Annotated in this window: 25 protein-coding genes and 2 pseudogenes; 23 read left to right on the top strand and 4 right to left on the bottom strand. The window is 59.7% G+C overall.

Annotation, left to right across the window (positions count from 1 at the left end; genetic code table 11):
* Nucleotide 1: 1 nt before the first annotated feature.
* The 5 genes and pseudogenes from FFH21_RS15705 to FFH21_RS15690 all read left to right on the top strand — a co-directional run bounded on the left by FFH21_RS15705 (nt 2) and on the right by FFH21_RS15690 (nt 5,163).
* Nucleotides 2–1,093: an SMP-30/gluconolactonase/LRE family protein gene (locus tag FFH21_RS15705; protein ID WP_041924576.1), complete on the top strand. Its 1,092-nt coding sequence runs from the start codon at nt 2–4 to the stop codon at nt 1,091–1,093.
* Between the two features lie 110 nt (nt 1,094–1,203).
* Nucleotides 1,204–2,040, top strand: coding sequence for a DUF1206 domain-containing protein (locus tag FFH21_RS15700; protein ID WP_011168884.1), 837 nt, complete (start codon nt 1,204–1,206; stop codon nt 2,038–2,040).
* Nucleotides 2,041–2,239: 199 nt separating this feature from the next.
* A pseudogene (locus FFH21_RS31075) lies at nt 2,240–3,370 on the top strand (HAMP domain-containing protein); the annotation flags it as partial.
* Between the two features lie 141 nt (nt 3,371–3,511).
* Entirely contained in the window at nt 3,512–4,225 is a 714-nt protein-coding gene (locus tag FFH21_RS31070; protein WP_369812062.1) for a methyl-accepting chemotaxis protein, read from the top strand.
* Nucleotides 4,226–4,242: 17 nt separating this feature from the next.
* On the top strand, nt 4,243–5,163 hold the full coding sequence (locus FFH21_RS15690; protein WP_005732958.1) for a substrate-binding domain-containing protein: 921 nt from the start codon (nt 4,243–4,245) through the stop codon (nt 5,161–5,163).
* Between the two features lie 135 nt (nt 5,164–5,298).
* Here FFH21_RS15690 and FFH21_RS15685 read toward each other — a convergent pair whose 3' ends face one another.
* Nucleotides 5,299–6,243, bottom strand: coding sequence for a DNA/RNA non-specific endonuclease (locus FFH21_RS15685; RefSeq protein WP_011168882.1), 945 nt, complete (start codon nt 6,241–6,243; stop codon nt 5,299–5,301).
* A gap of 210 nt (nt 6,244–6,453) precedes the next feature.
* Between FFH21_RS15685 and FFH21_RS15680 the strand changes: the two genes are divergently transcribed.
* The 3 genes from FFH21_RS15680 to FFH21_RS15670 all read left to right on the top strand — a co-directional run bounded on the left by FFH21_RS15680 (nt 6,454) and on the right by FFH21_RS15670 (nt 10,447).
* Nucleotides 6,454–8,067, top strand: a complete 1,614-nt coding sequence (locus FFH21_RS15680; protein ID WP_004665590.1) for a methyl-accepting chemotaxis protein — start codon at nt 6,454–6,456, stop codon at nt 8,065–8,067.
* 165 nt (nt 8,068–8,232) lie between these two features.
* Nucleotides 8,233–10,029 (top strand): methyl-accepting chemotaxis protein, encoded by a 1,797-nt coding sequence (locus FFH21_RS15675; protein ID WP_011168881.1) that lies wholly within the window; start codon nt 8,233–8,235, stop codon nt 10,027–10,029.
* Between the two features lie 106 nt (nt 10,030–10,135).
* Nucleotides 10,136–10,447, top strand: coding sequence for a DUF6482 family protein (locus tag FFH21_RS15670; protein ID WP_011168880.1), 312 nt, complete (start codon nt 10,136–10,138; stop codon nt 10,445–10,447).
* A gap of 8 nt (nt 10,448–10,455) precedes the next feature.
* Here the strand turns inward: FFH21_RS15670 and FFH21_RS15665 are convergent, their stop codons facing one another.
* From FFH21_RS15665 to FFH21_RS15655, 3 genes are all read right to left on the bottom strand, one after another.
* Nucleotides 10,456–10,854 (bottom strand): RidA family protein, encoded by a 399-nt coding sequence (locus tag FFH21_RS15665; RefSeq protein ID WP_004658073.1) that lies wholly within the window; start codon nt 10,852–10,854, stop codon nt 10,456–10,458.
* A gap of 77 nt (nt 10,855–10,931) precedes the next feature.
* Nucleotides 10,932–12,905 (bottom strand): DNA topoisomerase III, encoded by a 1,974-nt coding sequence (locus FFH21_RS15660; RefSeq protein WP_011168879.1) that lies wholly within the window; start codon nt 12,903–12,905, stop codon nt 10,932–10,934.
* Between the two features lie 158 nt (nt 12,906–13,063).
* Nucleotides 13,064–13,891 carry an HDOD domain-containing protein gene (locus tag FFH21_RS15655; RefSeq protein WP_011168878.1) on the bottom strand — a complete coding sequence of 276 codons (828 nt, stop codon included), beginning with the start codon at nt 13,889–13,891 and terminating at the stop codon, nt 13,064–13,066.
* 332 nt (nt 13,892–14,223) lie between these two features.
* Here FFH21_RS15655 and FFH21_RS31065 point away from each other — a divergent pair.
* The 15 genes and pseudogenes from FFH21_RS31065 to phnP form a co-directional block, all read left to right on the top strand.
* A pseudogene (locus FFH21_RS31065) lies at nt 14,224–15,255 on the top strand (cache domain-containing protein); the annotation flags it as partial.
* 93 nt (nt 15,256–15,348) lie between these two features.
* Nucleotides 15,349–16,113, top strand: coding sequence for a methyl-accepting chemotaxis protein (locus FFH21_RS31060; RefSeq protein ID WP_371217815.1), 765 nt, complete (start codon nt 15,349–15,351; stop codon nt 16,111–16,113).
* 256 nt (nt 16,114–16,369) lie between these two features.
* Nucleotides 16,370–17,203 (top strand): phosphonate ABC transporter ATP-binding protein, encoded by an 834-nt coding sequence (gene phnC, locus FFH21_RS15640; RefSeq protein WP_004658077.1) that lies wholly within the window; start codon nt 16,370–16,372, stop codon nt 17,201–17,203.
* Nucleotides 17,204–17,241: 38 nt separating this feature from the next.
* Nucleotides 17,242–18,252 carry a phosphonate ABC transporter substrate-binding protein gene (gene phnD / locus FFH21_RS15635; protein WP_011168876.1) on the top strand — a complete coding sequence of 337 codons (1,011 nt, stop codon included), beginning with the start codon at nt 17,242–17,244 and terminating at the stop codon, nt 18,250–18,252.
* A gap of 28 nt (nt 18,253–18,280) precedes the next feature.
* On the top strand, nt 18,281–19,069 hold the full coding sequence (phnE, locus tag FFH21_RS15630; protein ID WP_011168875.1) for a phosphonate ABC transporter, permease protein PhnE: 789 nt from the start codon (nt 18,281–18,283) through the stop codon (nt 19,067–19,069).
* Nucleotides 19,070–19,105: 36 nt separating this feature from the next.
* Entirely contained in the window at nt 19,106–19,840 is a 735-nt protein-coding gene (gene phnF, locus FFH21_RS15625) for a phosphonate metabolism transcriptional regulator PhnF (protein ID WP_002553871.1), read from the top strand.
* Between the two features lie 14 nt (nt 19,841–19,854).
* Nucleotides 19,855–20,319, top strand: coding sequence for a phosphonate C-P lyase system protein PhnG (phnG, locus tag FFH21_RS15620; RefSeq protein ID WP_004658080.1), 465 nt, complete (start codon nt 19,855–19,857; stop codon nt 20,317–20,319).
* Complete coding sequence (gene phnH / locus FFH21_RS15615; RefSeq protein WP_004665586.1) at nt 20,319–20,915, top strand: phosphonate C-P lyase system protein PhnH; 597 nt, start codon at nt 20,319–20,321, stop codon at nt 20,913–20,915. The genes phnG and phnH overlap by 1 nt, the downstream gene beginning before the upstream one ends.
* Nucleotides 20,915–21,994: a carbon-phosphorus lyase complex subunit PhnI gene (locus FFH21_RS15610; protein ID WP_004658083.1), complete on the top strand. Its 1,080-nt coding sequence runs from the start codon at nt 20,915–20,917 to the stop codon at nt 21,992–21,994. Before phnH ends, FFH21_RS15610 begins: the two co-directional genes overlap by 1 nt.
* Before the next feature lie 11 nt (nt 21,995–22,005).
* A complete protein-coding gene (locus tag FFH21_RS15605; RefSeq protein ID WP_371217813.1) occupies nt 22,006–22,878 on the top strand; it encodes an alpha-D-ribose 1-methylphosphonate 5-phosphate C-P-lyase PhnJ in 873 nt (290 codons plus the stop codon).
* Nucleotides 22,875–23,696 carry a phosphonate C-P lyase system protein PhnK gene (gene phnK / locus FFH21_RS15600; RefSeq protein WP_004665584.1) on the top strand — a complete coding sequence of 274 codons (822 nt, stop codon included), beginning with the start codon at nt 22,875–22,877 and terminating at the stop codon, nt 23,694–23,696. The genes FFH21_RS15605 and phnK overlap by 4 nt, the downstream gene beginning before the upstream one ends.
* 41 nt (nt 23,697–23,737) lie before the next feature.
* Nucleotides 23,738–24,454, top strand: a complete 717-nt coding sequence (gene phnL / locus FFH21_RS15595) for a phosphonate C-P lyase system protein PhnL (RefSeq protein ID WP_004665583.1) — start codon at nt 23,738–23,740, stop codon at nt 24,452–24,454.
* The gene (locus tag FFH21_RS15590) at nt 24,448–25,593 is read left to right on the top strand and encodes an alpha-D-ribose 1-methylphosphonate 5-triphosphate diphosphatase (protein WP_004658085.1); all 1,146 of its coding nucleotides are present in this window, start codon (nt 24,448–24,450) and stop codon (nt 25,591–25,593) included. Before phnL ends, FFH21_RS15590 begins: the two co-directional genes overlap by 7 nt.
* Complete coding sequence (gene phnN / locus FFH21_RS15585; RefSeq protein WP_004665582.1) at nt 25,593–26,159, top strand: phosphonate metabolism protein/1,5-bisphosphokinase (PRPP-forming) PhnN; 567 nt, start codon at nt 25,593–25,595, stop codon at nt 26,157–26,159. The genes FFH21_RS15590 and phnN overlap by 1 nt, the downstream gene beginning before the upstream one ends.
* Nucleotides 26,150–26,911: a phosphonate metabolism protein PhnP gene (gene phnP / locus FFH21_RS15580; RefSeq protein ID WP_004665581.1), complete on the top strand. Its 762-nt coding sequence runs from the start codon at nt 26,150–26,152 to the stop codon at nt 26,909–26,911. The genes phnN and phnP overlap by 10 nt, the downstream gene beginning before the upstream one ends.
* The last annotated feature ends 54 nt before the right edge of the window (nt 26,912–26,965 follow it).

Below are 26,965 nucleotides of genomic sequence, written 5' to 3'. Positions count from 1 at the left end.
CATGGAATTTTCTCCGTCAGGCAGTAAAGCCGATCAGAGCCGTAGAGGCTTCCTGAAACAATCACTGGCTGTTTCGGCCACGGTCGCCGCCATTGGCGCATTGCCGCGTCTTTCCAGCGCTCAGCCGTTGACCCAGCGCTACCCCGACCCATTGGTCATTGTTCTGGATGACAGCTTTACCCAAATACGAATATTCAATGCCAGCGTCGAGAAGCTGGCCAGCGGCATGCGCTGGGCCGAAGGGCCGGTGTGGGTGGGTGACGGTCGCTACTTGCTGGTCAGCGATATCGCCAACAATCGGATCATGCGCTGGGACGAGGTAACGGGTCAGCTGTCGGTGTACCGCGAGCATTCGAACTTTTCCAATGGCATGTGCCGCGATCGCCAGGGCAGGCTGCTGGTCTGTGAGGGGGCGAGCACCACCACCGAGGGACGGCGGGTGACGCGTACCGAGTACAACGGGCGTATTACCGTGCTGGCCGACAGTTTCGAGGGCAAGCCTTTCAATTCGCCCAACGACATCGCCTGCAAACGCGATGGGTCTATCTGGTTCACCGATCCTACCTTCCAGGCCGAAAGCAACTATGAAGGTCAAAAGGTCAAGCAGGAGCAACCCTTCGGCGTCTATCGCATAGACCCGTCGAACGGCAAGGTCTCCAGGGTTATCGATGATCTGGCAGGTCCAAATGGTTTGTGCTTCTCGCCGGACGAGAAAACCTTGTATGTGGTCGAAGGGCGCGCCAAACCCCACGGCCTCATCTGGGCGATAGCAGTCAACGAAGACGGCACGCTGGGCGAGCGGCGTAAACACATCGAGGGGCTCGACTACGCGGCCATCGACGGCATCAAATGCGACGAAAGCGGCAATCTGTGGTGCGGCTGGGGAGGTAATGGTGATCCCAAGGCGGATATGGAGAAACTCGACGGCGTGCGAGTGTTCAACCCTCAAGGCAAGGCCATCGGCCATATCAGCTTGCCGGAGCGCTGCGCCAATGTCTGCTTTGGCGGGCGAGAGGGCAATCGGCTGTTCATGGCCAGCAGCCATTCACTTTACTCGGTGTTCGTGAATACGCGAGGCGCCACGTTTGCCTGAAGGGGCATGAGCCCATTGACGGCGTGCAATGTGCGCACGCCGTCAATCGGGTCGAACCCCTGTGAACATGCCGGGTCTGTTCCTGTAATTACTCTCAGGGATAGTTATTTATGTCGGCGCAACGCGGCCTTGTTCTACTTGCACGAGGCGGTTATGCCGCCCGTGGTGTTGTTTATCTGATTATTGGTTTGTTCGCGGTACTGGCGGCGCAGGGATCTTCACAGCCTGCCGACAGCCACAGCAGCCTTGAAGCCCTGTTGAGCCAGCCGTTCGGCAGCGTGCTGGTCGGGGTGGTAATTGTCGGTCTACTGGCGTTCGCCGCATGGCGTGTGCTGCAGGCCACGCGTGATGTGGACCATCATGGCCGCGAACTCAAGGGGCTGGTGATTCGTGGCGGTCTTCTGGTGGGCGGCTTTACTTATGGGGCATTGGCGTTTTTCGCGCTGGGCCTGCTGGTCAGCGGGCTCAAGAGCTCCGGTGGCTCATCGGGTGGTGGCCAGGCCAAGGACCTGCTGGCAACGCTTCTGTCCTGGGATCACGCCAACCTGCTGGTCTACGTCGTGGCACTGGTGCCACTGGCGCTGGGCATTGTGCATATCATCAAGGGCTACAAGGCGTCCTTCGAGAAGTATTTCGAGGCTGATGAAGACATCATGAAATATGTGCGTCCGGTGTCGCGCTTCGGGCTGATCGCCCGCGGCGTGGCGTTTATCGAAATTGCGGTGTTACTGGCCGTAAGCGGTTCCAGCTATCAGGCCATGCACCCGCCGGGCATGAAGGATGCGCTCAACGGTTTGCAGGATCTGCCGGCCGGTGGTCTGGTGCTACTGATCGTGGCGCTGGGTCTGATCGCGTTTTCGGTGTACAGCTTCGCCCAGGCCGCATGGCGCAGGATCAACATGGATGTGCCCGATGCACCGGAGGCGGTAGCGCGTCATTTCCGCTGATCTCCATTCGGGTAGTCAGAGGGCTGCGTGATCTTTCAGGTCAGGCGGCCCTTTTTTCGATAAAGATAATGTGAACCATGCCTCAAGTCGCCTTCCGCCCGGCCGACATTCTCTCTTGAGCTCCGATCATTTTCCGGACTGACGTTCTCTATGCAGGCCCGGATCAGATTCGGCGCAATAAAAATAAAAGAGGATAGCCATGACCATTCTTCAGCGAGTGATCGGTGGGTTTGCCGTACTGGTTGTGCTGCTGCTCGCCATGGCAGGTATCAGCTACCAAAGCACCCATTCCATAAGCGACCGGATCAGCATCATTACCGGGCAGTCGGCACCCTTGAGCAGGGCGGCGAGCGAGCTTTATGTACATGTGTTGCGCGCCAATCAGGCACTGCTCGGGATTCTGGTCAGCACTGACCCCAAGCAGATTGACGATGGCAAGCAGCCCTTCAACGACAGCATGGCCCGGTTCAATCAGTTGCTGGATAGCACGCCTGCCTACATCGGCGACCGCGCTGAACTGCGCGACAACCTGAATCAGCAGCGTCAGTTGAGCGCGGCTTATGCCGAACAGGCGCAGACTCTGATTGCCAGTCACCGACAGCACGTTTTGCAGTCACTCCAGAGCCGGGTATTGCAGGGCTACAGCAGCAGCCAGGGCGCCCAACTGACCGGTTATCTTCGTGATTACATTGCCCGCGAGCGCAGTGCAGGGGCTGCGGATAACGTGGCCGCAGGTGAAAAGCTGTTGCTGGAGGTCGGCAAATCCTACGAGGGGCTGGCTGCCCACGCGGCGACGCCGGATATCCAGACCTTGCAGCGTGTGCTCAATCTGCAGGATGAGGTAATCAGCACTCGGGCGCGCGAACTCACGGCAGTAGATCCACGCGGCGGTCGTATCGCTGGTGTGATGGTCAACCGCCTGCTCAACGACCTCACCGGCAGTGACGGCGTTTATCAGGCCTACAGGCAGGAGGCGGCGCTCGCCGAGCAGGTTGGTAAACAGCGCCAGGCGGCGGAAACCCGGCTTCAGGCAACACTGGACAAGATCGGCGAGTTCGGTAATCAGTCACTGGCGGTGGCCAACGAGGCCAAGGCGGGTGCGGATTCGACCATCGCCACCAGCCTCAGCCTGCTGCTGATCGCTTGCCTGCTGGCGGTAGTTGCAGCGGCAGTCATCGGTACCTGGGTCGCGTTCAGCCTTCGGCGTCCATTGGCGGCGTTTCGCGAGGTGCTCAAGACCCTCACCAGCGGCGACATGCGGGTACGTTTCGATGTCAGCCGTCGCGACGAGTTCGGCGAGCTGGGCGGTTACCTCAATGAATTCACCCAGTCGTTGCAACAGACGTTTCGTCAGTTGATCGGCTCTGCCGACACCCTGGCGTTGACTGCCAGTCAGAACGCGCAGATCAGTGAGCAGACCACCCGTGTGGTCGACGAGCAGAAAGACCGTCTCAATTCTGCCGCGTCGGCCATGAATGAAATGGAAAGCACCGTGGAAGAAGTGGCCCGTCGTGCTCAGGACACGCGTGGCGCGGTGGACAGCACCAGCGAACTGACTAACAAGGTGCAGAAGCGCGTGGCTGAAACCATCGTCAACATTCGTCAGCAGGCTGAACAGGTCAACAAGGCGTCTGCGGTCACCGACGAGCTGCAGAAGTACGGGCAGAACATTGACGGTATTGTCGATGCCATTCGTACCATTGCCGAGCAGACCAACCTGCTGGCGCTCAACGCGGCCATCGAAGCGGCACGCGCTGGCGAGCAGGGCAGGGGCTTTGCGGTGGTAGCCGATGAAGTACGCTCGCTGGCCAGTCGCACCCAGACCTCGACCAGCGAGATTCAGGAAATGATCGGCCAGATGCAGAGCAAGATCCACTCGGCTGTGCAGGTGATGAACGAAAGCCAGATCCAGTCCAATCACTGCGTGACGCTGGCTTCCGGTGCCGACCAGTTGCTGGTGGAAATGGGCGAGGCGGTGGACACGATTCGCGACATGAATATCCAGATCGCAGCTGCCACCGAGCAGCAAAGCGCAACGGTGCAGGAAACCAGTCGCATGGTCACGCACATCAACGATTCTGCCCAGCAGGCCGCCGACGGTGCCGAACAGTCTGCGAGCAGCAGTCAGGACCTGTCGAAAATGGCCAGGGATCAGCGCGAGCTGCTCCATCATTTCAGCGTTTGATGCCCGGGAGTCAGAACATGAAACAGTGGTTATCGATTTCCCTGAGTGCAAGCCTGCTGGTCGCGGGCCTGGCACAGGCGGCCACGCCATTGATCGGCGTGGGTATGGCCAAGTACAACGACAATTTTCAGACCATTCTGCGCCACGGCGTGGAAAAGCAGGTGGCGCTGCTGGATGCCGATATCTTCATGGAGAACGGCCAGGACGACGTGGAGTTGCAGATGCGTCAATTCCGCAATCTGGTTAATTCGAAAGTCGACGCCATCGTTGTTGCTATGGTGAACGGCAAAAGTGCAGCGGAAATGATGCGTCTGGCCAATGAGGCCAAGGTTCCGCTGGTATTCGTCAACCGCAATCCGGAACCTGCCAAGTGGCCTGCGCTGACGGCATTTGTCGGCTCTGACGAACTGGAGTCAGGCACTTTGCAAATGGAAGAGCTGGCCCGTCGTGCCGGTTACAAGGGTAACGTGGTGATTCTGGTGGGTGATCCGAGTAACAAGTCGTCGGTCATGCGCACCGAGGACGTGGAAAAGGTGGTCGCAAAGTACCCGAACATGAAGGTCGTGCAGAAGAAAATCGGCAACTGGGAGCGCAGCCAGGCCGCGACAATCGTGATTGACTGGGTCAAGCAGGGTGTGGACTTCTCTATCGTCGCGGCTAACAACGACGAAATGGCGATCGGTGCGATCATGGGGCTGGAGAAGGCCGGAAAGAATGCCAGGGATTATCTGGTGGGCGGCATCGACGGCACCCCGGACGGCTTGAAGCTGATGGCCGAGGGCAAGATGGCCGTCAGCGTGTTTCAGGATGCGGTCGGCCAGGCCAACGGCGCAGTAGATGCCGCGCTGAGCATGGCGCGTGGCGAAACACTGGCATCTCCGGTCATTTGGGTACCCTTCAAACTTATCACCCCGGAGAATCGCCAGCAGTTCGAATAGGGCCGCGGTATGGACTGACTGTCTTTCCAGTGAACCGCACGCGGAGCGCTCAGCGTTGTTTCAATTAGCCCGGAAGCTCGACGCTTTCCGGGCACAAGCCCACTCTACGGCACCTCAGGGCTTGTCTATAACGCGCTATAACCGGATATCCTGCGGCCCGCGAATCTGTGCTTCTATGCGTGTGCTGGTCAGGCGCTCTTCGTTGGAGAAACCATCGTAGCTGGCCAGGTCGCCGAAGCTGATGCCAGTGAGTTTTTCGATCTGCAGGACGCTGCGCTGCCAGGTTCTGAGTGGACCGAATACGATCTCCAGCTTACCCAGCTCGCTGCTCTGGTCGATCATGTAGGCACTGGCCGAAGGTTTGCCGTCGTCGCCAAGAAACGCCACGACCTTCCAGAATGCCGAAGGGATCTTGAGGTTGCGGTAGCTGCGGTCGTCTTCGCGCAGCACCGGCCCGCTGAAAACGGTTACCCGGGATTTCCAGCGTCGCGTGTTCTCAAGGATGTAGTCCTCAAGTTCCAGCCATGTCTTCTGATTGAAGGCGGCCATCTGCGGTGAGCAGTTGGTGAAGTGAAAGGTATCGCTGTTGGCCGTTTCGGCTTCCTTGCCCCAGTTAGGGTCCTGACGCCTGACCAGATGACCGCGATCCAGCAGATTGTCGGCGTACAGGCTTTCGCCGATCTGCGCCTCGGCAGGCAGCCTGCCATCAAAAGACCACGAATCCTTGCCACGCTTGACCTCGACGCTGCTGGCACCGTCGATATTGACACCGACATACAGAGCAAGACGCCGACTGCGCGACATGGTGATTGAAAAGTGGGTGTAATCGAGGCGATTTCCGGCGTTGTCCAGCGGATAGACATCCGGTGCCAGCTCCGCGTCGGTCGAGGGCCATGGCACGACGAAGTCACCGAGAAAATTCTCGACATACCCCTTACGTTTCCTCAATTCGCTCGCCGGTGTGGTGCGTGGCGATGCAAGAGGTTGCGGTGCAAGCAATTCGGCCGAAGGGAGCAGTGGCTTGAGGTCGGCGAGGCGTGGTCGGTAGGTGAGATCGATAGCGGGCTTTTTGTCAGACACTTGGTTGGCTCCTGCGGTGGGCGTGAATTCATTACAGTTCACCATAGCCGCGTTACAGGTCGACGTCAGGCCGGGTAATCGATCGTTCGCGGGCACTCATACAGTAAAAAACTGTAAACGGGTTCAAGTTACGGGTAACAGGCGTCGATAAGCTCTGAATAAGAGCACTCCGCAGTTCATGTTATTTCACTGATCGCAGGGGACATCAGGATGTCGATAAAGCTACGTCTATTGTTGTTGATTGGCACCAGCGTGCTGACGGTTCTGATCATCAGCCTGGTCAACTATGTGGGCAATACCCGCACGGAGACGGCGATGATCGACAGCGAGGTCAGCATGACCGCGCTCAGCAATCATCTGGAAGCCGACATGATGCACGATGCGCTGCGTGCCGATGTGCTGTCGGCGATGCTGGTCGGCCTGGGCAAAAGCAACAGCACGCGTGAAGAGGTGCAGAAATCCCTTGATGAGCATGCTGCACATTTTCGAGCTGTGCTGAACGATAACCTCAAACTTCCCATCACCGAAGCGATCAAGGCGGAGCTGAACAGGATCAAGCCCAGCCTCGATACCTATATTGCCAGTGGCGAGCGTATTGTCGGTCTGGCTCTGGATAATCCGGAACGAGCGCAACAGGAGCTGGGCACGTTCACCAGCGCCTTTACGCAACTGGAAGAGCAGATGTCCAGTCTCAGCGACCTGATCGAGGAGAACTTCAAGGCAAGCGGCGAAGGTGCCCGTCAGGCAATCCGCAGCGCCAACATCGCTCTGGTTGTGGTGCTGGTGGCCAGTATCCTGCTGCTTCTGGTTCAGGGCCGCTGGGTAACCCGCAGCATCATGATTCCTCTTGCCTCTGCCAGCCGCATTGCCGACAGCATTGCTCACGGCAATCTCAGTGAACCAATCGCCGAGCCCCGTGGCCGTGATGAGGCCAGCATGCTGATTCGCAGTCTGGCGGTCATGCAGCGCGACCTGCGCGGGATGATCGAAGTGGTGCGCAGCAACGCGCATGGCGTCAGCGGTATGAGCCGCCAGCTCAGCAGTGGCTGCCATGAAGTGGCCGACAGCAGTCGGCAGCAGAGCTCGGCAGCGGGCACCATGTCGGCAGCGACCAGCGAGATGACGGCGAGCATCGAAGAAATCACCCGACATGCCGGGCACGCGCTGGAAATGGCAAATCAGGCTGAAACACTGGCGAAAAATGGTGGCCGGGTTATTCATCAGGTGGTCAGTGACATGGACAGCATTGCCCGCTCGGCGCAGCTGTCGGCGCAGGTTATCCGTACCCTGGACAAGGACTCGGAAGGAATTTTCAATATTATTCAGGTGATCAAGGGCATTGCCGATCAGACCAACCTGCTGGCGCTTAACGCAGCCATTGAAGCTGCACGCGCTGGCGAGCAGGGTCGAGGTTTTGCCGTAGTTGCCGACGAAGTTCGCAATCTGGCGGGGCGCACCAGCACCTCGACCCAGGAAATCACCGCGATGGTCGCTCGTATTCAGCAAAGTACCCGCGAGGCGGTGACCAGCATGGAAGCAGGCGTTGCCCAGGTCGACAAGGGCATGGCCGTCACTGCCGAGGTGCAACGCTCGATCAGCGAGATACTGGAGGCCACGTTGAGCACCACACAACTGGTCAACGACATCACTCGCACCATTGGTGAACAGAGCCTGGCCAGTAACGAAATCGCTCACCAGGTGGAGATGATTGCCAGTATGTCCGAGGGCAATAGCCGGGTCATCGGGCAGACCGCCAGCACTACCGATGAACTTTCGGCAATGGCCGGACAGCTTTCGCAATCGGTGGATCGTTTCCGTCTTTGATATCAAATAGCCCCGACCTGCAGTACTCTCCGGCGCATTCGACCCCCGGTCGAGTCGCGCAGGGGTCATCACAGGCCTGTATTGGCCGGTTCAGCCATTGAATCTTCGGCACCGACAAGCGTTAATTTTCGTGGATGAATCATTTTTCACCCCAGGAGCAGCGACATGCAGACGTTAAAGGGCTTATACGAGTCAGTCGAAAAGCAGTTTTTCGACACACTGACCAAAAAGCTCTCGAGCCTTTTTCTGCTGGTCCTGGTCAGCGCGCTGCTGTACTGGGTGGCTCTGAACATCCGCTCTGACATCATGCTGCAACTCCACGGTACGCAACTGGATGCGGCCGAACTGGGCAAAATTCAGGGCCAACTGGATGTCCTCAGCAACGCAATCCTGCTGAGCACCCTGTTTACGCTGGTCATGGTCAGTTTCATGGTCTGGTACTTCCGCCATTTGATTGTGCGTCCAGTGATGTTCATGACTCACGCACTCGAAGAAATCGCCAACGGCGAGGGCGACCTGTCCCGTGACTTGCCATTATTGACCCATGACGAAATTCGAGTGCTGGCCAGTACCTGCAATCGTTTTCTGGCCAAGCAGCGCGAGGTTATCAGCAGTATTCAGGCGCTGACGGTGCAGATCGCAGTCGAATCGGCACGCTCGCTGAAAAACATCAGTGATTCCAGCGACAGCGCGACCGATCAGGCGCGTTTCGCCAGAGAGGTGATGGACCAGAGCAATATGGCGGTGGGCAGCATTGAGGACATCTCGCAGCAGACGCAGGGCATTTCCACTACCACTGCGCAGAACCTGAGCATGGCGCGCGACTCTTATGCCGAATTGCTGGAGGTGACTGGAAACATTAGCCAGATATCCAGCAGTCTCAATGAATTCGGTGGGCTGGTATCCGGCTTGAATGAGCGTTCTTCAAGCATCAAGTCGATTGTCGGGCTCATCCAGCAGATATCCTCGCAGACCAACCTGCTCGCGCTCAATGCGGCCATCGAAGCGGCGCGGGCCGGTGAAAGCGGTCGAGGGTTTGCTGTGGTGGCGGATGAGGTGCGCACCCTGGCGCAGAACGTCAGTAAAGCCACTGACGATATCTCCCGGAACATCGACGCGATGCTTCAGGAGGTCAGCTCCACCCACGAACAGACCATTCAGATCAGCCACAGCGCCCGCGAAACCCAGCAGGTCGTAGAGCGCGCATCCGGCCATTTCGAGAGCATGATCGGTGATTTCGAGTCCACCAATGACAAGTTGGCCGACATCGCTGCGCATATCCAGCAGTTCGCAACCACCAACACAGGCATCAACGAACGGGTGACGCGAATTTACTCCGACAGCCAGGCTATCGACCAGCGTATGCAGCACTCTGCTACCGCCACCCGTGACCTGTCCGGTGTAGCCGAGAAGGTTCAGGCCTTGCTGGGGCGTTTCGTGCTGGGGCATGGCGAACTGGACGCTGCCATTACCCGCGCGAGTCAGTGCCGGGACATCCTGCAGGTGCGGCTGGCCGAGCTGCACAAACAAGGCGTCAATCTGTTCGATCAGAGCTACAAGCTGATTCCCGGCACCGACCCCAAGCAGTACATGACCGGTTACACAGAGCGCTTCGCACAAGTCTGTCAGGAAGAGTGCGACAAACTCACCAAGGGCACCCGGGGCGGCAAGGTCACCTTTATCGTGGATAACAAAGGTTACTGCCCGGTCAACAACAGCTGGGTGTCACTGAAACCGACCGGCGACCGTGCCGTCGACTTGCCGGTGTGCCGCAACAAACGCATGTTCTCCGACCCGATAGGCTTGCGTGCTGCGGGCAACCAGCAGCGTTTTCTATTGCAGACCTACCTGCGTGATACCGGCGAGATCATGACCGAAATCGATGTGCCGTTCTTTTTTGAAGGGCGTCATTGGGGCAACTTGCGGATGGGCTTCGACGCGGCGCTGTTGCTGGGCAAGTGAGGCAGCGCTATTGTTGCGTCGATAAGGCATACAACACGACTGAACGTTCGCGCCGGTAAAAGCTCCACTTCTACAAGGCGCTGATTTTCAGAACGCCACCGGAGGTGTGACTTTGAACATTCAAGATCTGACAAAACATGCGAAGGATAAAAAGGTTCGTGAACTCAATCTGATCTCCATCGAGGGCGGTTCCTATGTGCTCCATGCACAACTGGACGGCAAGTCTGTACCGGTGGAAGACTCGACTGGCAAAACCTTGCACGTTGCCTCGGTGGAAGAGGCGCGCAAGGTGCTTTCTTCGGTATCTGATGTAAAGCTGTTCCTGACCCAGGCTGTGGCTCACGACGAAATGGTCGGTCTGGGCAGCGTTCAGGCAGAGTCATCACGCCAGGAGATCCCGTTGCGCTCAAGCCACTGATCGCGATGTCAGGCGCTGCGCCTGACCGCGATGCACTTGATTTCCAGCAGCAGCCCGGGATGCGCCAGCTCGGCAACGCCGATGCAGGTCCATGCACATTGGCCGCGCGGGAATATACGGTTTTTCACGTCACGAAACACCGCCATGTGCTCGCTCATGGCTACGTGATAAGTCGTCATGTCGACTATATCGTCGAACGTGCAGCCGCCCTCAGCCAGTACCGTGCGCAGGTTTTCCCAGCAGGCGATGAACTGCGCTTCGGGGTTGAGGATGACTTCCATCTCCCGTGTGCGTCCCACCTGCCCGGCGCAGTAAAGGGTGTCGCCGACTCTGACTGCGGGTGCATAGCCTGCTCGGTCCATGATCGGCTGCATGGTGGGCGGAACGATGATCTCTCGGTCTGACATGTTGTAACACCTGTTTGTAACGCTTGAGTGTGTAACACCCGACTATGCGATGGCTGATCGGGTTGTATATGAGCCAGTCATCTGGCCGCCGGTTTGGCTGTACGTCGCGGTTTTTTCGTCGCAGTGCCCGTTGCAGCAGAGGACGTAGCAGTGCTGCGCTTGGCGATTTTGCGTTTTTTCTTCCAGGGCGGCGCAACGCCTGCCGGGCTGGCCGGGCCGCTGATGCTCATGCGCATGCCGACGCAGCGGCTGACCTGTTTGCTCATCCACGCTGCCTGTTTGGCGACGAACTCTTCAAGGCTCATTTCGCCATTCTGTACCATGTCGAGTGCCTGTTCCCAGATCGCTGTAGTGCCTGGGTCGGCGATGGCGCGGGGGACGGCGTCGATCAGGCTGAATGCTGCGGGCGCTGCGCACAGGGCCTTGCCCTGTTTGGTCAGATAGCCACGGTCCAGCAGGCCCTGAATGATCCCGGCGCGGGTGGCTTCGGTACCGATGCCGGTCGTGTCCTTGAGCTTTTGCTTGAGCAGCGGGTCTTCCACCAGTTTGGCGACGTTTTTCATGGCCTTGATCAGATCGCCTTCGGTAAAAGGTTTGGGCGGTTGGGTCCAGAGGTCCTTGAGGATGACCTCAGCGACGGTGCACTCGCAGCCTTGAAACAATGCCGGCAACGGCTGCGGCGCAGGTGCTTCGCGACCCTTGGCCGGTGCCAGTGCCTCGGGCATGGCACGTTTCCAGCCTGGCTCGACAATTTGTTTGCCGACCGCCCGCAGCGCATGGCCTGCGCAGTCGAAGTCGGCCTGGGTACGGTCATATTCGTGGCTGGGCAGGAACTGCGCCAGATAGCGCGCTCTGATCAGGGTGTACACCGCTCGCGGCTTGCCGGTCAGACGCTCGACGCCGCGCACGGCAGCAGTGGGAATGATGCCGTGGTGGGCAGTCACTTTGCCGTCATTCCAGGCCCGCGATCGGCGTTGCGGGTCAAGGTGTGGCGACAGGCTGGCCAGCGTCGGGTCTGCCTTGCACAGCACTGCGATGATACCCGCGGCTTCGCCATGCTGACTGTTCGGCAGGTAACCGCAATCGCTGCGCGGGTACGTGATGACCTTGTGTGTTTCATACAGCGACTGAGCTATATCAAGGGTTTCCTGCGCCCCAAGCCCGAGCTTTTTCGAGCAGATTTCCTGCAGGGTGCCCAGATCGAAAGGCAGCGGGGCAACTTCGCGAATCCGCTCGGTGCGCAGCTTGACCAGCCGTGCGCTGGCCGCACTGCGCATCGCTTCGGCAGCCTGTTGCGCCAGCGGCTGATTCAGGCAGCGGTCCTGATCGTCGCAGGCGTCGGACGGTGCGCGCCATTGGGCGATAAAAGCCTGGTTGTCGTGCAGCAGCCTGACGTCAATGGCCCAGTAGGGTGCCGGTACGAAGTTGGCGATGCTGCGATCACGGTCCACCACCAGCCGCAGGGTCGGGGTTTGTACCCGCCCGACTGGCAATACGCCCTGATAACCCGACTGGCGACCCAGCAGGGTGAACAGGCGGCTCATGTTCATGCCGATCAGCCAGTCGGCACGGGATCGACCCAGTGCCGAGTGATACAGGCTGAACGTATCGGCACCGGGTTTGAGCGCTGCCAGCGCCTTGCGGATGGAGGCGTCATCGAGTGCCGACAGCCACAAACGCTGAATCGGCCCGCGATAGCGACAGTGTTCGACCAGTTCGCGGGCGATCATCTCGCCTTCGCGGTCGGCATCGGTGGCTATCACCAACTCTTGAGCTTCGCCCAGCAATCGCTTGACTGCCTTGAACTGGCTGGCAGTTCTCGGCTTGACGAGCATCTTCCACTTTTCCGGAATGATGGGCAGGTCTTCCAGCACCCAGCGTTTGTAACGCGCATCGTAGGCGTCGGGCGGGGCGGTTTCCAGCAAGTGGCCGATGCACCAGGTTACGGTGGCATTGGCACCCACCCAGCAGCCGTCGCCACGCCGGGTCGCGCCGAGCGCAGCCGCAATGTCTTTGGCCTGAGAGGGTTTTTCGCAAAGAAACAGCCGCATGACTACCGTCGTCGATTACCGGTGCAAGGGCTGCAAGGATGAACGTTGAATACGCTACGGGCAAGTTTTATCTGTATGGATATACAGATAAATGAGGAGGACCATGGGGTGAAGCACTCACGCCATGGCCGCTCTTGCAGCCGTGGAGAGTGGCCGGCTTAGCTCAACAGGTCGGAGAACGCCTTGTCGGCTTCAAGCACCGCTGGCAGCCCGGCAAACAGTGCGTCCAGATCGACTCCTTCCATCAATGGCCCGCCGCAGGCCTGCTGCGCTTGCACAGTTGCGCCGCCGTGGGCTTCCAGTGCATCGGAGATGGTGATGGCCTGAGCAACGATCTTTGGCAGCGGTGCGTCGGCCGGAGCCTTCAGCGGTGTTGCCTGATAGGCGATAGCCTGTTTGATCAGCTCTGGCAGATGCCAGCGACTGGCCAGTTCTGCGCCTACTTCCGGGTAGCTGAAACCCAGTTGCAGGGTTTCGTTGGCTGCACGCCCCGGTGTACCGGCCTTGGCTGCGTTGTTCAAGCGCTCTGCAACGTCGGGCGCGCCGGTCTGGATCAGCAGTTCGCCGATGTTATGCATGACCCCGCAGGTAAAGGCGATTTCTGGGTCGACACCCGTCTGTTTCGCCAGCATCCGGCAGATCCCTGCCACCTGAAAGCTTTTGAGCCAGAACCCTTTGAGGTCAAAACTTGGCCCGGCTTTGAACGCGCCGGTCACTGCCGAGGCCATTACCAGGGTGCGCAGGGTGTTGAAACCCAGGCGCATGGCCGCGTCTTCGATACTGGAGGATTCTCGCGAGCCGCGAAACCGCGCCGAGTTGGCAAGGCGCAGCACCTTGGCAGCAATCACCGGGTCTTTCTCGATGTTTCGCGCAATGCTTTCCAGGTTCGAGGACGGGTTGTCAAATTGCAGCATCAGATCCTGAGCCACCTTGGGAATGCTCGGGAGACTGTGCAAATCGTCAGAAAGTTTTTCGATACTCAGCATGGCAAGACCATCCTCTGCACGGCGAGGATGATTCAACCATAGCCAGTTTTTCCGGCTCTGCACGTTTCACCGCCGATTGTGGGAGACAGGTCTCAGCACGCTTCGAAAAAATAATCAAGGACTCGTCCATCTCGGCCGATATGGCGATACAAGCGTCTCTGTAAGGTTTCGGTACCTGAACCTGCCTGATGATCGACATGGCAGGCGCTGGTGTACCGACTCCGGTTGCTGAACGGCCTGTAGGTTGTTACGTGAAAAGGACGGCACAGTTGGAAGTTTGATTGGCGATTCAGAGATCGTCCTTATTGGTTTTTGCCGTGGAAGTAACCGCTATGAAAAGTCTGGGTTTCAGCAAGAAAATTCTTCTCGCCGCCGCATTGATTGTGGTTGTCGCGTTCAGTGTGTTCATTGTCATCAATGACTATCGACAACGTCAGTCGCTCAAATCCAGCGTCAGGTCCGAGTTGCAACAACTGGGTACGCTCACCACGCAGAACATCCAGACCTGGCTGGAAAGCCGCATGCAATTACTGCAATCGATGTCGCAGCAAGTCGCCGCGGATGGCAAGGAGCTGCCACAGTTGCAGCGCGCCATCGGCCTGCCTGCCTACAGCGAAAGTTTTCAGTTGAGTTACTTTGGCAGCACCGATGGCGTGATGTTCTCGGTGCCGTCGGCCAATCGCCCCGCTGACTACGATCCGCGTGCACGTGGCTGGTACAAGGCGGCACAGAATGCGCCCGGCACCATTGTGACCGAACCCTACATCGCGGCATCTTCCGGCAAGCTGGTCATGACCATGGCCACACCGGTCAAGTTTCAGAATCAGTTCGTGGGCGTGGCCGGTGCTGATATCGCTCTGGACAACGTCACCAAGATCATCAACTCGCTGAACTTTGATGGCCATGGTTATGCGTTTCTGGTCAGTGCCGACGGCAAGATTCTGGTGCACCCGGACAGCAAACTGGTGCTCAAGAACATCAGTGAAGCCTACCCGACCAACACTCCGAAAATTGCTGCCGGGGTGAGTGAAATCGACTCCGGTAAAAAGCCGGAGATCATTTCCTTCACGCCCGTTCAAGGTGTCTCGACGGCCAACTGGTACGTGGCACTGGTACTGGAACAGGATTCCGCCTACGCCATGTTGACCGAGTTCCGTACCTCGGCCATCACCGCGATGGTGGTTGTGGTGATGGTGATCATCCTGCTGCTGGGCTTGTTGATCCGGGTGTTGATGCAACCCTTGCATCAGATGGGCCGCGCGATGCGAGATATCGCTGACGGCGAGGGCGATCTGACCAAGCGTCTGGCCATCACATCGCAGGACGAATTCGGTGCCCTGGCGCAGTCGTTCAACCATTTTGTCGAACGTATCCATACCTCGATCCGCAAAGTGGCCTCGACTGCCGCGCAACTGGGGGCGGTGGCCACACAAGTGGTCAAGGTCTCCAACGCGTCGATGGACAACTCCGACCAGCAGGCCAACCGCACTGAAAGCGTGGCAGCGGCGATCAACGAATTGGGTGCCGCCGCCCAGGAAATCGCCCAGAATGCTTCGCGCACCTCGCAGCAGTCGAGCGATGCGAGCGGCCTGGCCAGCGACGGCCAGAACGTTGTGCAGCAGACCATCAAGGCCATGAACGAGCTGTCCGGCAAGATCAGCGAGTCGTGCGTGAACATCGAAAGCCTGAATGGCAAGACCGCCAACATCGGGCAGATTCTCGAAGTGATCACCAGCATTTCCCAGCAGACCAACCTGCTGGCGCTCAACGCGGCCATCGAGGCGGCGCGTGCCGGTGAAGCCGGGCGCGGGTTTGCCGTGGTGGCTGACGAGGTGCGTAACCTTGCGCACCGCACTCAGGATTCGGCGCAACAAGTGCAGAAGATGATTGAAGAGCTGCAGGTCGGCGCTCGTGAGGCAGTGGTCAACATGACTGAAAGCCAGCGTCAGAGCGAGGACAGCGTAGGCATCGCCAACCTCGCTGGCGAGCGCCTGGGCAGCGTGACCCGACGCATCGAAGAGATCAACGGCATGAACCAGTCGGTGGCCGCAGCAACGGAGGAGCAGACCTCGGTGGTGGAGTCGATCAATGTCGACATCACTCATATCAACACCCTCAACCAGCTGGGCGTCGACAATCTGCGCCAGACCCTGGACGCCTGCAACTCGCTGGAAGAGCAGGCTGCCCGCTTGCAGCAACTGGTCGGCAGCTTCCGGATCTGATCCGGCAGCTGTCTGTACCAAGCGGAGGGCTCATCGTGATGTACAGGTCCCGATGGGCCTGTAAATAGGCTCAAACCACGATGATGATCATTACCACGCTCCGCGTGGTAATGCATTTCGTGACGCTGCAACACCTTTTGCGACAAACTGTTATCAGCTAGTCACTCACGGTTCATGAGGCTGCAACAACACAGGTTCAGTTTGGTTGACAACCGAATACGACCTGTCCTGGGTCGTGCGCAGACCGAGAAGCCTCATGAACGATGCCATTCATGTACAGGGCCTGAACAAGACCTTCTCGCACAAAAGTGCGTTGGTTGACCTTGCATTGTCTATACAACCTGGTGAGATGGTTGCGCTGATTGGCGCTTCCGGCTCTGGCAAGTCAACCTTGCTGCGCCATCTTGCCGGCCTGGCGTGCTGTGATCGCAGCAATGGCGGTCAGGTTCAGGTGCTGGGGCGCGAGGTTCAGTCGTCCGGTCGTCTTAACAGTCAGGTGCGACGCCTGCGCGCCGATATCGGCTATATCTTCCAGCAATTCAATCTGGTCAATCGCCTCAGTGTGCTGGACAACGTTTTGCTCGGTTGTCTGGGACGCATGCCGCGCTGGCGCGGCAGTCTGGCGCTGTTCAATCGCGAGGAAAAACAGCGTGCGATGGCCGCGCTGGACAGGGTAGGGCTGGCAGATCTTGCCACCCAGCGGGCTTCGACCCTGTCTGGCGGCCAGCAGCAACGAGTGGCGATTGCTCGTGCCTTGACCCAGCGCGCCGAAGTGATCCTTGCTGACGAACCGATTGCCTCGCTGGACCCCGAATCGGCCCGCAGGGTCATGGAAATTCTTGCCGACATCAATCGCAGCGATGGCAAGACCGTCGTCGTCACCCTGCATCAGGTGGATTACGCGGTGCGCTATTGCCCGCGTGCCGTGGCCCTCAAGGGCGGGCGGATCCATTTTGATGGCCTGGCGCAGGATCTCAGCAAACAGTTCCTCAATGACCTCTACGGTGCAGACGCGGACGCGAGCCTGATGATCACCGAACGAAGCCGTCGCGTTCGGCAGAAGCCGCGTCTGGAACTGGCCAAAGTCTGAAGCTTTTCAACATCACCCTATTTATCAGGAGAGCCTGCATGTTCAAGCGTATCGGTCGTCTTCTCGCCTCTGCCGCCTTGCTGACCGCCTGCGCGTTGGGCACGGTCCAGGCTGCAGAAGAAAAAGCCATCAATTTCGGCATCATGTCCACCGAGTCATCGCAGAACCTGAAAAGTATCTGGCAGCCGTTTCTCGATGACATGAGCCGCAAAACCGGTCTGAAGGTCAATGCCACCTTTGCCTCGGACTACGCCGGTCTGATTCAGGGCATGCGCTTCAACAAGGTCGATGTGGCCTGGCTGGGCAACAAGGCCGCGATGGAAGCGGTAGACCGCTCCAATGGCGAGATCTTTGCCCAGACGTCTGCCGCCAACGGCGATGCGGGCTACTGGAGCCTGTTGATCGTGCGCAAGGACAGCCCGATCAACTCCGTCGAAGACATGCTCAAGAACGCCAAGAGTCTGACCTTCGGCAACGGTGACCCGAACTCCACATCGGGTTATCTGGTGCCTGGCTATTACGTATTTGCCAAAAACCACGTGGATGCCTCCACCGCCTTCAAGCGCACCTTGAACTCCAGCCATGAGGTCAATGCCCTGAGTGTTGCCAAAGGTCAGCTGGATGTCGCGACCTTCAATACCGAAAGCTGGGACCGCCTGGCCGTGACTCAACCGGACAAGGTCGAGCAGTTGAAGGTGATCTGGAAGTCGCCGCTGATTCCAGCCGACCCGATTGTCTGGAGCAAGGCGCTGTCGGACGAAAACAAGGCGAAGATCCGTGATTTCTTCACCGATTATGGCAATACCGCTGAAGAGAAAACCGTCCTGAAGAACATGCAGATGGGCAAGTTCCTCAAGTCCAGCGACGACCAGTTGTTGCCTATTCGCCAGCTTGAGCTGTTCAAACAGCGTACTGAGGTGGCCGCCAGCACCACGCTGGATGCTCAGGAGAAAGCGACCCGCCTCAAGGACATCGACGCCAGCCTGAACAAGTTGCAGGAGCGCATCACCGAGCTGAACCAGAAAACGGCAGACAGCTCTGCAGGTTGAGCCAATCGATCACTATCAGGAGTTCGCCATGACCACTCAAGTTGCCTATGCCCAGGCTGCGGGCAAGCCCAACTGGTCCCGTTACCTGGGTTGGGGGGTGTTGCTTGCGGCACTGGCCTGGGCCTGGCAGGGCGCGGAAATGAACCCGATGACGCTGGTTCGGGACTCGTCGAACATGGCGACCTTCGCCGCCGATTTCTTCCCGCCGGACTTCCGTGAGTGGCGCAGCTACCTCAAGGAAATGCTGGTGACCATCCAGATTGCCCTGTGGGGTACGGCGCTGGCGATTGTCTGTTCGATACCGCTGGGCGTTCTTTGCGCCGAGAACATCACGCCGTGGTGGATTCACCTGCCATTGCGGCGCTGCATGGACGCCTTTCGCTCGATCAATGAGATGGTTTTTGCGATGTTGTTTGTGGTCGCGGTCGGGCTGGGGCCGTTTGCCGGGGTGCTGGCGCTCTGGATCAGTACCACCGGTGTGCTCGCCAAGCTGTTCGCCGAAGCCGTCGAGGCCATAGAGCCTGGTCCTGTCGAAGGGGTACGTGCGACCGGTGCCAGTGCTTTACAGGAAGTCATCTACGGTGTAATTCCTCAGGTTATGCCGCTATGGATCTCCTATGCTTTATACCGGTTCGAATCCAATGTGCGCTCGGCGACCGTAGTGGGCATGGTCGGTGCAGGCGGCATCGGGGTCATTCTCTGGGAGAATATCCGGGCCTTTGCGTTCGTCCAGACCAGCGCTGTGCTGCTGGTGATCATCGTTGTGGTAAGCGTCATCGACATCATGTCGCAGCGCCTGCGCAAGCAATTCATCTGACGGAAGAGGGGTGTTCAATGAACACTTTTTTTAATCATGCAGTTGTCTAGACAAGCTGAGCCGATGTACCTCGAACTGGCTGAAACCCTGCGCGATGAGCTGGTCTCGTATCGGCCCGGCGATTATCTGCCTGCCGAGTTTCAGTTGGCCGAACGCTTCTGTGTCAACCGCCATACGATCCGCCGAGCGGTCGATGAACTGGTCCGTGAGGGCAGTGTGTTGCGACGCCAGGGCAAGGGCACGCAAGTGCTGGAACGTCCGTTGATCTACCCGATGCAGGCCGACAGCGCCTACAGCCAGTCGCTGTCGGCACAAGGCATCGGCGTGGAAGCGATTCTGCTGTTGCGCCGCGAATGCCTCGCCAGTCACGAAGATGCGCTGCATCTGGGGCTGGCCGAGCATGCGCCGCTGATCGAAATGCAGACGTTACGCAAGCTGGATGGCCAGCCTGTGAGCCTGATCTGCCATCGCTACAGCGCCCGCTACAGCGATGTGCTGGCTGACTATCAGGGTGGCTCGGTTCGCCAGTACTTGGCTGAGCGCGAGTTGCCGCTGAGCCGCGCGCAGAGCCTGATCGGAGCACGCCTGCCGTCCCGTGAAGAGGCCGGGCTGCTGCTGATGCCCCGGCACATGCCGGCGCTGACGGTGTTGACGGTTTCGTGTGACCGATCGGGGCGACCGGTGGAGCTTTCCCGCTCGGCCAGCCGCTGCGACCGCTTCCAGTATCAGGTGGCGTTCAACCAGATCGCCGTCACCCCAACGACTGACTGACATCGAGGTGTTCCATGCAAGCAACCCCTGAAACGGCCGCACGGCAGCACTGGATGGGCGTACTGGCGCGCGCCCTTGTCGATGAGCCGAGCCGCGAACAGTTGCAGCGTCACGAGGCGGCGTTGCGCGACACCGATTACCAGATGATCCGCGCCCCGGAAATCGGCATGACCCTGGTGCGTGGTCGCATGGGCGGCACCGGTTCGGCGTTCAATCTTGGCGAGATGAGCGTTACCCGCTGCGTGGTCCGTCTGGCCGATGGGCGCACGGGTTACAGCTACCTGGCCGGACGCGACAAGCGCCATGCCGAACTGGCGGCGCTGGCCGATGCCCATTTGCAAGGCGCGCAACAGGCCTGGTGGCTGTCCGAACTGATCGAGCCCCTGGCGCGTGCGCAAGCCGAGCGTCGGGCACGCAAGGACGCAGAAGCCGCTGCAACCAAAGTAGAATTCTTTACCCTGGTCCGAGGAGAAGACTGATGAATGCCGTCCTTCTGCAACCTGCCTTCACCGATCCGGTGCTGGATGCCCAGCGCAGTTTTCGCATAGCACTCAAGGCTTTGTCCGGTCCGGGTATGATCCAGACCCTGCCCACCAGACATCAGCCGCCTGCCTTGCAGGGCCTGGACAGTGCCACTCATGCCTTGTGCCTGGCGCTGCTGGACCTGGACACTCCACTCTGGCTTGCCCCTGAGTTTGATACCCCGGCGATTCGCGCGAACATTGCCTTTCATTGCGGCAGCCCGATTGTCACTGACCGGAGTGCTGCTCGTTTCGCGTTGCTCGATGCGTCGACTGTCGGGGACCTGCACGGTTTCGATACCGGCAACGACCGTTACCCTGATCAGTCCTGCACCTTGCTGATTCAGTTGCCAGGCCTGCAAGGCGGACAGACCCTTGCCTGGAGCGGTCCCGGCATCGAGCAGCAAAATTCTGTGGCCTTGCCGCTGGACGAAGCGTTCTGGACCGAGCGTGAAGCACGGAATGTCTTCCCCTGCGGGCTGGACGTGTTCTTTGTGTCGGGCAACCAGATGCTCGGCTTGCCACGCAGCACCCGCGTGCAGGAGTGTGCCTGATGTACGTCGCCGTGAAGGGTGGCGAACAGGCCATCGATAACGCCCACCGCCTGCTGGCCAACAAGCGCCGTGGCGATACAAGCATTGCCGAGCTCGATGTCGAGCAGATCCGCCAGCAGTTGCCACTGGCGGTTGCGCGAGTCATGAGCGAGGGTTCGCTGTACGACCCGCAGCTGGCCGCACTGGCGATCAAGCAATCGGCGGGGGATTTGATCGAAGCGATCTTCCTGCTGCGCGCCTACCGCACGACGCTGACGCGTTTTTGCGTCAGCGTGCCCATCGACACCTCGAACATGCAGCTGAACCGGCGCTTGTCTGCCACGTTCAAGGACGTCCCCGGCGGGCAATTGCTGGGCCCGACCTTTGACTACACCCACCGCCTGCTGGATTTCACCTTGCTGGCCGAAGGCGAGCACCCTGGCCCGGACGTGGCGCCGGATGCAACGCTGCAACCCTGCCCGCGAGTGCTGGGGTTGCTGGCCAAAGAAGGGTTGATCAAACCTGAAGTGGACGATGGCAAGAGCGTTGCGGACATCACCCGCGAACCGCTCGAGTATCCGTCCAGTCGTGCCCAGCGTTTGCAGGCGCTGGCCCGTGGCGATGAGGGTTTCCTGCTGGCGCTGGGTTATTCGACCCAACGTGGTTACGGCCGCAACCATCCGTTCGCCGGGGAAATCCGCATCGGCGAGGTAGAGGTCTGGATAGAGCCTGAAGAACTGGGTTTTCCGATTGTAATCGGCGACATCGAAGTGACTGAATGCGAGATGGTCAACCAGTTCGTCGGCTCGGCCAGCGAACCTGCGCAGTTCACCCGTGGCTACGGCCTGGCATTCGGCAACGCAGAGCGCAAGGCAATGGGCATGGCACTGGTGGACCGCTCGTTGCGCGCCGGGGAATTCAACGAAGAAGTCCGCTCGCCGGCCCAGCAGGAAGAGTTCGTGCTGGCGCATTGCGACAACGTCGAGGCGGCCGGTTTTGTCTCGCACCTCAAGCTGCCGCATTACGTGGACTTCCAGTCCGAGCTGGAGTTGATCCGCAAGCTGCGCAAGTCCGCACCGCAACCGGAGAGCGACCAATGACTAATGCACCGATGAACACCGCAGAGCAAAGGCCCGCACGGGATGACGCCTACAACTTCGCGTATCTGGACGAGCAGACCAAACGCATGATTCGCCGTGCCTTGCTCAAGGCGGTAGCGATTCCCGGTTATCAGGTACCGTTCGGCGGGCGCGAGATGCCGCTGCCTTATGGTTGGGGCACCGGCGGGATGCAGCTGACCGCTGCGATCCTGGGCGCCGATGATGTGCTCAAGGTCATCGACCAGGGCGCTGACGACACCACCAACGCAGTCTCGATCAAGCGTTTCTTTGCCCGTACGGCCGGTATCGCCACCACCGAGCGCACCCCCGAGGCGACTGTCATCCAGACCCGTCACCGCATTCCGGAAACACCGTTGCACGCCGATCAGATCATGGTCTATCAGGTGCCGATTCCCGAGCCGCTGCGTTTCATCGAGCCCTCGGAAACCGAGACCCGCACCATGCACGCGCTGGATGATTACGGTGTCATGCACGTCAAGCTCTACGAAGACATCGCTACCTTCGGCCACATCGCTACCAGTTACGCCTACCCGGTCATGGTCGATGAGCGTTACGTGATGGACCCGTCGCCGATCCCTAAATTCGACAACCCCAAGCTGCACATGAGCCCTGCGCTGATGCTGTTTGGTGCGGGACGGGAAAAGCGTCTGTATGCCGTACCGCCGTTTACCCGGGTGGTAAGTCTGGACTTTGAAGATCACCCGTTTGAAGTGCAGCGCTGGGAGCAGTCCTGTGCAATCTGCGGCAGCCATGAGTCCTTTCTCGACGAGCTGATTCTCGACGATGCCGGGACGCAGAGCTTTGTCTGCTCCGACACCGATTACTGCGCCCAGCGCGTCAAACAGCAGGAGAACGACCGATGATCAGTGCACGTTCGTTGGACGCAGCGGGCGGGCGCCTTCCTGACGCTGTGCAGCCGCTGCTCAAGGTACGCGGCCTGACTCGCCTGTACGGTGTGCAGAAAGGCTGTCAGGACGTCAGTTTCGATCTGTACCCCGGCGAAGTGCTGGGCATCGTTGGCGAGTCCGGCTCAGGGAAGTCCACGCTGCTGTCGCTGTTGAGCGGGCGCTGCCCGCCGGATCGCGGCAACATCGATTATCGAAGCAAGGATGGCAACTGGTTTGATTTGTACAGTTCCAGTGAGGCGCAACGTCGCACCTTGTTACGTACCGAGTGGGGCTTTGTCGAGCAGAACCCGCGTGACGGTTTGCGCATGGGCGTCTCTGCCGGAGCCAATATCGGCGAGCGCCTGATGGCCCAGGGCGTGCGCAATTATCAGCAATTGCGCAGTGCAGCGGTGGATTGGCTGAGCCAGGTCGAGATCGACCCGCTGCGCATTGATGATCTGCCGCGCACATTTTCCGGCGGCATGCAGCAACGCCTGCAAATCGCCCGCAACCTGGTGTCCAGTCCCAGACTGGTGTTCATGGACGAACCCACCGGCGGGCTGGATGTGTCGGTGCAGGCGCGGTTGCTCGACATGTTGCGTGGTCTGGTTCGAGAGCTGGACCTGGCCGTGGTCATCGTCACTCACGACCTGGCGGTCGCACGGTTGCTGGCTGATCGGCTGATGGTCATGCGTCGCTCGGAAGTGGTCGAAAGCGGCCTGACCGATCAGATTCTCGATGACCCGCAGCATCCGTATTCACAACTGCTGGTGTCCTCGGTATTGCAGCCATGAGCCGCACTGTCCGAACAGCCTGTACAGAAGAGGTGAGCCCGATGACAACCTTGATCGAGGTCCGTGACCTGTCGAAAACCTTCACCCTGCACCAGCACAACGGCGTGGTCCTCAATGTGCTGCACGGGCTCAGTTTCTCGGTGCGCGCTGGCGAATGCCTGGTGCTCAGCGGGCAGTCCGGCGCGGGCAAAAGCACATTGTTGCGCACTTTGTACGGCAACTACCTGCCTGCCGCTGGCAGCATCCGCGTACAGCACGAAGGCGAGTGGACCGAACTGGTCGGGGCAACCCCGCGCCAGGTGCTTGAGGTGCGGCGCAAAACGCTCGGCTATGTCAGCCAGTTCTTGCGCGTCATTCCGCGTGTCTCCAGCCTGGATGTAGTGATGGAGCCGGCACTCGCACGCGGATGGTCGCGCGAACAGGCTCAGGAGCGCGCGCAACTGCTGCTGAACCGGCTGAACATTCCCCAGCGCCTTTGGCCACTGGCTCCCAGCACCTTTTCCGGTGGTGAACAGCAGCGTATCAACATCGCCCGGGCATTCATGGTGCCGTGGCCGGTTTTATTGCTCGACGAACCGACGGCTTCGCTGGACGACGCCAACCGTCAGGTGGTGCTGGAGCTGGTCGACGAGGCCAAACAGGCCGGTGCCGCACTGATCGGTATTTTTCATGACCGCGACGCCCGCGAGGCAGTCGCCAATCGTCAACTCGACATGAGCCCGGTGGACCTCACCGCCAAGGAGTTGCTGCAATGCTGAACGAACAGATCTTTAGTAACGCCCGTGTGGTGACTGCCGAGCAGGTGTTCGTCGGCACAGTTGTGGTCCGCGACGGCCTGATTGCCGAGGTTCAGAGCGGGCGCAGCCAACTGAGACAGGCTCAGGACATGCAGGGCGATTACCTGCTGCCGGGCCTGGTGGAGTTGCACACCGACAATCTGGAGAAGCACCTGTCGCCGCGGCCGGGTGTCGACTGGCCGTCGATGTCGGCGGTGATCAGCCATGATGCGCAAATTGTCGCGGCCGGGATTACCACGGTGTTCGATGCACTGTCGATTGGCGACATCAACCCCAAAGGCAAGCGCATGCAGCAACTGCCCGCAATGCTTCAGGCGATTGCCGACGCCAACGCAGCGGGCCTGACCCGCGCCGAGCACCTTTTGCATCTGCGTTGTGAGGTCAGTCATCCGGATACCCTGAGCGTGTTTCGTGACCTGGTGGACCAGCCACTGGTGCAACTGGTTTCGGTGATGGACCACGCGCCCGGCCAGCGCCAATTTGCCCTGGAGTCCAAGTACCGCGAGTACTACATGGGCAAGTACCACATGAGTCATGAGGAAATGGACCGCTTTATCGTCGAACAGGTGGCCAATTCCACCGAGTATGCCGACCGCTACCGGCGCGCGATTGTCGAACTGTGCCTGGCGCGCGGCCTGTCGATTGCGAGCCACGACGACGCAACCATGACGCATGTCGAGGAATCGGCAGGTTTCGGCATGAACATCGCCGAATTCCCGACCACACTCGAAGCGGCCCGTGGCTGTCGGCAACTGGGCATGAGTGTGCTGATGGGCGCACCGAACATCGTGCGCGGCGGCTCGCACTCCGGTAACGTGGCGGCAGCATCGCTGGCCCGACACGGGCTGCTGGACATTCTGTCCAGCGATTACTACCCAGCCAGCCTGTTGCAGGCCGCGTTCATGCTGGCCGAACAGGACAACGACTGCGAGCTGCCGCACGCGATCAATATGGTCAGCCGCACGCCCGCCGTTGCGGCAGGGTTGGCGGATCGGGGCGAGATTCGCATCGGTCTGCGCGCTGATCTGATTCAGGCGCGCAATCATGCAGGCCTGCCGGTTATCGACAAGGTCTGGCGACAAGGCAAGAGGGTGTTTTGATGGTTGGCAGGTTGATCTATCTCATCGGGCCGTCCGGTTCAGGCAAGGACAGCCTGCTGGATGCAGCCCGTGAAACGCTGGCGCAACGCAACTGCCGGGTTGTACGGCGGGTGATCACCCGTTCTGCCGAAGCGGTGGGCGAGGCGGCACAGGCGGTGACGGTCGAACAGTTCGAGCAGATGCGCGAGCGTGGCGCGTTTGCCTTGAGCTGGCAGGCCAATGGCTTGCACTACGGCATCCCCATCGAGATCGATCAGTGGCTGCTGGAGGGCCACGACGTGTTGATCAACGGCTCCCGGGCGCATCTGCAGAAAGCGCAGTTGCGTTACCCGACGCTGCTGGCGGTGCTGCTGACCGTCAATCAGGACGTGCTGCGCCAACGGCTGTTGGCGCGCAACAGGGAAACCCTTGCGGAAATCGAGGAGCGCCTAGCGCGCAACTCGCGCTTTGCCGGGGATTTACTGGCGAACAATCCGCAGGTCTTCCCGCTGGATAATTCGGGTGATCTGCAACAGACCGTCGCCACGCTTATCGGCCTGATGGAGCGGCGTGACGCATGCGCCTGACCCTGCTGGGCACCGGTGACGCACGACAGGTGCCCGTCTACGGTTGCCAGTGCCCGGCCTGCTCGGCGGCGCGGGCGAATCAGGACCTGCGACGCTTGCCGTGCAGTGCGCTGATTGAATGCGCCGATCAGCGCTGGTTGATCGACAGCGGCCTGACCGACCTTACCGAACGTTTCCCGCCGCGCAGCCTGAGTGGCATCCTGCAGACGCATTACCATGCCGACCATGCCCAGGGCCTGCTGCATCTGCGCTGGGGCCAGGGGCTGGTGATTCCGGTCCACGGCCCGGCGGACCCGGAAGGCCTGGCCGACCTCTACAAGCACCCCGGCATTCTCGATTTCAGCCAGCCGTTTGCAGCCTTCGAAACCCGGGCACTGGGCGCACTGCAGGTCACGGCGTTGCCGCTGACGCACTCCAAGCCCACGTTCGGGTACATGTTTGAAGGCGATGGGCAACGTTTTGCCTACCTGACCGACACAGTCGGCTTGCCCGACGCGACCTGCGAGTTTTTGCAACGCCAACCGCTGGATGTGTTGATTCTCGATTGTTCCATGCCCCCACAGCCTCAGCCGCCACGCAATCACAATGACCTGACCCTGGCGCTGCAAACCATCGACCAGTTGCGACCGGGCAAGGCGGTATTGACGCACATCGGCCACACGCTGGATGCGTGGTTGATGGGGCTGCCGCCAGGACTGCCGGGCCATGTATTGATCGGTCGGGACGGCATGGCGCTACAGGCGTGCGCATAAACGCAAAAACTGTGCGCTGATCGCCCGCAAAAGCCTGTTCCAGAAGCTTGGCAG

Origin of the sequence: Pseudomonas sp. KBS0707, assembly GCF_005937945.2 — a bacterium.
GTDB classification, from domain to species: Bacteria; Pseudomonadota; Gammaproteobacteria; order Pseudomonadales; family Pseudomonadaceae; genus Aquipseudomonas; species Aquipseudomonas amygdali.
This window is presented reverse-complemented; position numbering and strand designations above follow the sequence as displayed.